This window comes from Pseudonocardia sp. ICBG1034 (genome assembly GCF_020131375.1).
GTDB classification, from domain to species: Bacteria; Actinomycetota; Actinomycetes; order Mycobacteriales; family Pseudonocardiaceae; genus Pseudonocardia; species Pseudonocardia alni.
Genome location: NZ_JAHLEK010000027.1, coordinates 97,735 through 104,439, shown reverse-complemented (window position 1 = coordinate 104,439; position 6,705 = coordinate 97,735). Strand labels below are relative to the sequence as shown.

Below are 6,705 nucleotides of genomic sequence, written 5' to 3'. Positions count from 1 at the left end.
CCGCAACCGACGTGCTCGACGAGGTAGTGAGCCTGTTCGACCAGGCGGTGTCGGCGCGCGAGGGCAAGGCCGAGCGCACGATGCGCGACGCGCTGGCCGAACGGGGCAAGGCCGGCGAGGACCGCCAGGCGCTGCTCGACGAGCTGCTGGCCGTCATCGCCGACACCACGATTGCCGACGAGGACATCGGCAGCGTGCTCCGGGGTGAACGGATCGGATGGACACGAATCCGGGCGGCGATGGCCCAAGCCGTTCCCCGCCTTCCCCGCGATCACGGCCACCTCGGCGCGCTCGACGTGTCGTCCTACGGGTACTTGCGGCAGTTCACCCCGCAGGTCCTGGCCGCGGTGGAGTTCGCAGGCGGCACCGCGGCGGCCGAGCTGCTCGCGGCGGTGGAGATCCTGCGCGGGCTCAACGCCACCGGCGCCCGCCGGGTCCCGGCCGGTGCCCTGACGGGATTCGTGCCCACGCGCTGGCGCGGCTACCTCGACGCGGCCCACGCATCGGGGAACACCAGCGCCTACCGGCACTTCTGGGAGCTGTGCACCCTGCTCGGGCTCCGCGACGGGCTGCGCACCGGGGACGTGTACGTGCCCGGCTCGCGCCGCTACGCCGACCCCGCCGCCTACCTGCTCACCGCCGATCAGTGGTCGTTGCAGCGCGCGTCGTTCTGCGGGCTCGTCGGCAAGTCCGCCGACCCGGCGGTCGCGCTGGCCGCGGTCGGCGACGAGCTGACCGGCGCGCTCGGCGAGCTCGAGCAGGTCCTGGCCACCGGTGACGGCCCGGTCCGCCTCGACGACGCCGGCGACCTGGTGATCTCCCCGCTGACCGCCGAGGACATCCCCGGCGAGGCGGTCGCGCTCAAGGCCGAGCTCACCGACATGTTGCCGTTCGCGCCGATCGTGTCGCTGCTGATCGAGCTCGACGGGCGGATCGGGTTGTTGGACTGCTTCACCCACGCCGGCGGGAAGCAGACCCGTTCTCCGGAGTTGAAGCGGAACCTGATCGCGGTGCTGCTCAGCCACTCCACCAACCTCGGGCTGACCCGGATGGCCGATGCGTGCGGGATCTCCTACGACATCCTCGCCTGGACCGCCGAGTGGTACGTGCGCGAGGAGACGCTGCGCGCGGCGAACCTCGCGATCATCGACCACCACCAGCGGATGCCCCTGGCCGAGGTGTTCGGCACCGGCACCCTGTCCTCCTCGGACGGGCAACGGTTCCCGGTGCGGGGCAAGACGACGACCGGGCGGGAGATGACCATCCACGGCGGGCAGGTCCTCTCGACCTACACCCACGTCACCGACCAGCACACCACCTACGGCACGAAGATCATCGTCGCGACCAAGCGCGAGGCCCACTACGTGCTCGACGAGATCCTCGGCAACGCCACCGACACCCCGATCACCGAGCACGCCACCGACACCCACGGCGTCACCCTGGTCAACTTCGGCCTGTTCGACCTGCTCGGCCTGCAGCTCTCGCCCCGGATCCGGGACCTGGGCAAGATCACGCTGCACCGGATCGCCGCGAAGGCCCGCGCCGAGACCGACTACCCCCACGTCGGGCCGCTGCTCACCCGGCGGGTGAACGTCGAGCTGATCGCCGAGCACTGGGACGACCTGCTGCGCCTGGCCGGGTCGCTGAAGTTCGGGCACGCCACCGCGTCGCTGATCGTCGGGAACTCTCGGCGTCGTCTCGGCAGAACGCGCTGGCCGCCGCGCTCAAGGAGTACGGGGCGCTGCGGCGCACGATCTACGCCGCCCGCTACCTGTCCGACCCGACCTACCGGCGCAGGATCTCTCGTCAGCTCAACAAGGGCGAGTCGCTGCACGCGCTCAAGCGCGACCTGCTCTACGCCCACGAGGGAACCGTGCGTGCCCGACAGCTGCAGGCCCAGACCGAGCAGGCGTGGTGTCTCACCCTGGTCACCAACGCCGTCGTGGCCTGGACGACCGAGTACTACGGCCTGGCGGTGGAGTCGATGCGCGCGGCGGGCCGGCGCATCGACGATGAGGTGCTCGCGCACATCTCGCCGGCGCACAGCGAGAACATCAACTTCTTCGGCACGATCGACGTCGACATCGATGGCGAGCTGGCCCAGCTCGACCCCACCGGGTACCGGCCGCTGCGCGTGCGCGACACCCTGTTCTGATCGTTCACAAGCCGGGCGCAGCCAGCCGAGCAGCGAGTCCAAAAGTGTGCCGTAAGCCGATCGCTTTGCGGGACGCTCAGTGAACGCTGGCGGTCACGCGGCGGGGTCCTCCTGACCGCCAGAACCAGAGCCAGCCGTGACGGAGTCGCAATGCGACTTGACCGCGGCCGCGCGCCCGGACGTCTCCAGGCGTCGCGGGTTCACTGACCGGGGAACGTGTCGATTCGGTGCTCCAGGCGCACGACAATCAGGGGCGACGGCGCGTCGTCCGAACTCTCGCCGAACTCGTCGATGATCCGGTCGGCGAGCGGCTGCAGGAACACCTGCCCCAGCTGCCTGATCATGATCGTCAGGACCTGCTCGCCGATCGTGCTGCGCTGTGAGGCGAGGCCACGGCGGCGCAGCTCGCCCACCTGGTCCGCGGCCAGCGCGCTGAGCTTGCTGACGAGGTCGCCGCGTTCGCCGTGCGGGTCCAAGACCGCGCGCCGCAGGTAGTCCACGACGGCCGGGCTCTCCGCGAGCATGGCGGCCACGGCACGGTCGCGGGCCGCGGCCACATCCGCACCCGAGCCGTCCGCCGGCGCGGACAGGATCGCGTCGGCGAACCGGTCGACGATGTCGAGCTCGACCGCCTCACGCAGCGCTTCCTTCGTGCCGAAGTGGTGGACGATCAGCCCGACCGTGACCCCCACCCGGGCCGCGACGGCGCGCATCGGCGTGCCCGCCACCCCGCGCTCCGCGAACAGCTCCAGCGCGGCGTGACGGATCCGTGCCCGGGCCGTGAGGTCCTCGGTCCGGCGCGGCCGCGATCGCTCGCTCATGTCGCCAACCGGGCTTGCACCGTCACGGCACGCATAGTACGACCCCGCCCCTTGTGTCGATCACACCGCGAACTATACGCTTCACCTAGGTTACTGTACGTATGTATAGTCATTTTCGAGGATGGGAGACGACGTGGACCGAGGGGCGGCCGCGCCGCTGGACGGCGTGCGCGTGGTGTCGCTGGCGGTGAACGTCCCGGGCCCGGTGGCCGCGGCACGGCTCGCCGACCTCGGCGCCGACGTCGTCAAGGTGGAGCCGCCGGCCGGGGACGCGTTGCAGGTCGCGGCGCCTGGTTGGTACCGCGAGCTGACCGCCCGGCAGCAGGTCGTGCCCCTCGACCTGCGCGACGCGCCCGACCGCGAGCGGCTCGAGCAGCGGCTCGCGACGGCCGACGTCCTGCTCACCGCGATGCGCCCGGCGGCACTGGACCGGCTGGGCCTGCGCGAGAGCGTGAGCCGTCACCGGCTGGTGCACGTCGAGATCGTCGGCTACGACGGCGAGCGCGCCGGCGAGGCCGGGCACGACCTGACCTACCAGGCCGCGCACGGCACGCTGCAGCCGCCGGCAGTCCCAACCGTCCCGGTCGCGGACCTCCTCGGCGGGGAGCGGGCCGCCCTCGCCGCCGTCGCTGGTCTGCGCCTGCGTGATCGCAGCGGTGCCGCGGTGCACCAGCCGGTCGTGCTCGACCGGGTCGCCCGGGACGCGGCCGCCGGCGTGCGGCACGGGCTGACCGGGCCCGGCGACGTGCTCGGCGGGGGGAGCCCCGGGTACGGGATCTACCCGACGACCGACGGATACGTCGCCGTCGGCGCGGTCGAGCCGCACTTCGTCGCGCGGCTGGGTGACGCCGTCGGCCGCACCCGTACCGAGCTCGCCGCGCGGTTCGCCACGGCGGACAGCACGCACTGGCAGGAGCTCGGCAACGAGCTCGACATCCCGATCGTCTCGGTCGGGCCCACCGTCGACGACACCCTCCAGGAGATGCGATGACCACCCTCGCCGGCGTCCTCGCCCGCACCGCCCGCCGCTGTCCCGACCGGGTCGCCGTGCAGTTCGGCGACGTGGCGCTCACCTACGCCGAGCTGGACCGCGCGGTGGACGAGCTGGCGGCCGAGCTGGCCGGGCGTGGTCTCGAGCAGGGCGACCGCATGCTCCTGCTGGCCGGCAACAGCGACGCGTTCGTCGTCGCCGTCTACGCCGGACTCCGCCTGGACGCGATCGTGGTGCCGATCAACCCGCGCTCGGCACCGACGGAGATCGACTACCTGGTCACCGACACCGGGGCCCGGCTCCTGCTGTTCGGGCCCGAGGTCGCCGACGGCGTCCGGGCGTGGCACTCGCTGCCCGACCGGACGGGCGACGCGGAGCCGCTGGCGCTGGGCACCGTCGAGGGATACGAGGACGTCCGCGCGGCCGCCCGGGACCACGCCGCCCGGCCCACCCACGTCGAGGTCTCCGAGGACGACGACGCTCTGATCATCTACACGTCCGGGACCACCGGGCGGCCCAAGGGGGCACTGTTCGACCATCGCCGGGTGCTGTGGGTCGGGATCAACTCCAGCATCGGCATGGGTCTGCGGGACGGGGAGCGGATGCTGCACGTCGCACCGCTGTACCACTCGGCGAGCCTCAACATGCTGCTACTGAACGGGGTGATGCTCGGAGCGACCCACGTGATCCTCCCGGCGTTCGAACCGGCCACGGTGGCCGACACCCTCGCCCGCGAGCGGATCACGTTCTTCTTCGGCGTCCCGACGATGTACACCCACCTGCTGCGGCTGCCGGACCTCGCCGCTCGCGATCTCTCGCGCCTGCGGATCTGCCTCTACGGCGCCGCACCGATGCCCGCCCGCACCGCCGAGGCCCTGGTCGCAGCGCTGCCCGACGCCTGGATCGTGCAGGCGTGCGGCCAGACCGAGGGCGGCCCGGGCGGCATCCTGCTGCACCACGACGACGTCGTCGCGCGCCCGGAGGCCAGCGGTCGGGTCGCGGTGCCCAACACCGAGGTGCGGATCGTCGACCCGAGCGGGAACGACGTCGAGCCGGGCACCGTCGGCGAGATGATCATGCGCGGCGAGTCGATGATGAAGGGCTACTGGCGCAAGCCGGAGGCGACCGCCGAGACCGTGCGCGACGGATGGGTCCACACCGGCGACCTCGCCCGGATCGACGAGGACGGCTACATCACCCTCGTCGACCGCCTGAAGGACCTCATCATCACCGGCGGGGCCAACGTCTACTCCGCGGAGGTGGAGGGTGTCCTCGCCGCACACCCCGCGGTCGGCGACCTGGCCGTCGTCGGGCGCCGGAGCGAGGAGTACGGCGAGATCGCCGTCGCCGTCGTCGACCTCGCCCCGGGCGCCACGCTCACGCTCGACGAGCTGCGCGAGTACGGCCGCACGCATCTCAGCGGCTACAAGCTCCCGCGGGAGCTCACGATCGGCGCCGTGCCGCGCAACCCGTCCGGCAAGATCCTCAAGCACCGGCTCCGGGGGGCCCTGGATGGCTGAGGAACGTGAAGGATTCCCGCACCCGCTGACAGGAGACGCCGCATGACCCGAGAAGCCGTGATCGTCGACGCCGTCCGCACCCCGGTCGGCAAGCGCGGCGGGCAGCTGCGCGACTGGCACCCGGTCGACCTGCTCGCGCACACCCTCACCCACCTCGTCGACCGCACCGGCGTGGCCCCGGACTCGCTGGCCGACGTGATCGTGGGCTGCGCCCTGCAACGCGGCGAGCAGACCGGCAACGTCGCCCGCACCGCGCTGCTCGGCGCCGGGCTGCCGATCGGTCTGCCCGGCACCACCCTGGACCGGCAGTGCGGCTCCGGTCAGCAGTCGGTCCATTTCGCGGCGCAGGGCGTGCGCTCCGGCGAGTACGACGTCGCGATCGGCGCCGGTGTCGAGTCGATGTCGCGGGTCGATCTCGGTCCGCTGTTCGACCCGAGCGGGCCGCGGGGCGAGTGGTACGGCGAGCGGGCGCTCGCCCGGTTCGAGGGCAACCTGCCTGCCCAGGGTCCGTCCGCCGAGCTGGTCGTCGCCAAGTGGGGCTACACCCGCGACCAGCTCGACGACTTCGCCGTCCGCAGCCACCAGCGGGCCGCCGCGGCGACCGACGCCGGGCACTTCGCGGCGCAGCTCGTGCCGCTGGAGGGCGTCGACGGCCCGATGACCCGCGACGAGGGCATCCGCGCCGCGCCCGACCGGCAGCGGATGGCCACGTTGACGCCGGTCTTCGACCCGGCGGGCGCGATCACCGCCGCGAACTCGTCCCAGATCAGCGACGGCGCCGCCGCGCTGCTCGTCGCCGACCGGTCGTACGCGGAGGCGGTGGGCCTGCGGGCGCGGGCGCGGATCGTGTCGATGGCGGTCGCCGCCGACGACCCGGTTCTGCAGTTCACCGCGATCCTCGCCGCCACCCGCGCCGCGCTCGACCGGGCCGGGCTGACGATCGTTGACATCGACCTGGCCGAGGTCAACGAGGCGTTCGCGCCCGTCCCGATGCTCTGGCGCGACGAGTTCGGCTACCCGGACGACCAGCTCAACGTGAACGGCGGCTCGATCGCGATCGGCCACCCGCTCGGCTCGACCGGCGGACGCCTGCTCACCCAGCTCCTCGACGAGCTGGAGCGTCGCGAGGCCCGCTACGGCCTACTCACCGTCTGCGAAGCCGCCGGCATGGCCAACGCCACCGTCATCGAACGCCTCCCCTGACCCCACCCGCGCACC

At 72.5% G+C, this 6,705-nt stretch carries 4 protein-coding genes and 1 pseudogene; 4 read left to right on the top strand and 1 reads right to left on the bottom strand.

The window, feature by feature from the left end; all coding sequences use genetic code 11:
- The first annotated feature begins 80 nt into the window (after window positions 1–80).
- Window positions 81–2,155 (top strand): annotated as a pseudogene (locus KPF22_RS33485) (Tn3 family transposase).
- Between the two features lie 200 nt (window positions 2,156–2,355).
- Here the strand turns inward: KPF22_RS33485 and KPF22_RS31240 are convergent.
- A complete protein-coding gene (locus tag KPF22_RS31240; RefSeq protein WP_161152140.1) occupies window positions 2,356–2,976 on the bottom strand; it encodes a TetR/AcrR family transcriptional regulator in 621 nt (206 codons plus the stop codon).
- 133 nt (window positions 2,977–3,109) lie between these two features.
- Between KPF22_RS31240 and KPF22_RS31235 the strand changes: the two genes are divergently transcribed.
- From KPF22_RS31235 to KPF22_RS31225, 3 genes are read left to right on the top strand one after another with little or no spacing between them, the layout of a single operon-like run.
- A complete protein-coding gene (locus KPF22_RS31235; protein WP_202417230.1) occupies window positions 3,110–3,967 on the top strand; it encodes a CoA transferase in 858 nt (285 codons plus the stop codon).
- Complete coding sequence (locus KPF22_RS31230) at window positions 3,964–5,487, top strand: class I adenylate-forming enzyme family protein (RefSeq protein ID WP_161152138.1); 1,524 nt, start codon at window positions 3,964–3,966, stop codon at window positions 5,485–5,487. Before KPF22_RS31235 ends, KPF22_RS31230 begins: the two co-directional genes overlap by 4 nt.
- 42 nt (window positions 5,488–5,529) lie before the next feature.
- The gene (locus KPF22_RS31225; RefSeq protein WP_161152137.1) at window positions 5,530–6,690 is read left to right on the top strand and encodes a thiolase family protein; all 1,161 of its coding nucleotides are present in this window, start codon (window positions 5,530–5,532) and stop codon (window positions 6,688–6,690) included.
- Window positions 6,691–6,705 lie beyond the last annotated feature (15 nt).

What these genes read in the sequence shown, in the direction of transcription:
- KPF22_RS31225 (WP_161152137.1), top strand. Translation starts at nt 5,530, where the DNA reads ATGACCCGAGAAGCCGTGATCGTCGACGCCGTCCGCACCCCGGTCGGC.
- KPF22_RS31230 (WP_161152138.1), top strand. Translation starts at nt 3,964, where the DNA reads ATGACCACCCTCGCCGGCGTCCTCGCCCGCACCGCCCGCCGCTGTCCC.
- KPF22_RS31240 (WP_161152140.1), bottom strand. Translation starts at nt 2,976, where the DNA reads ATGAGCGAGCGATCGCGGCCGCGCCGGACCGAGGACCTCACGGCCCGG.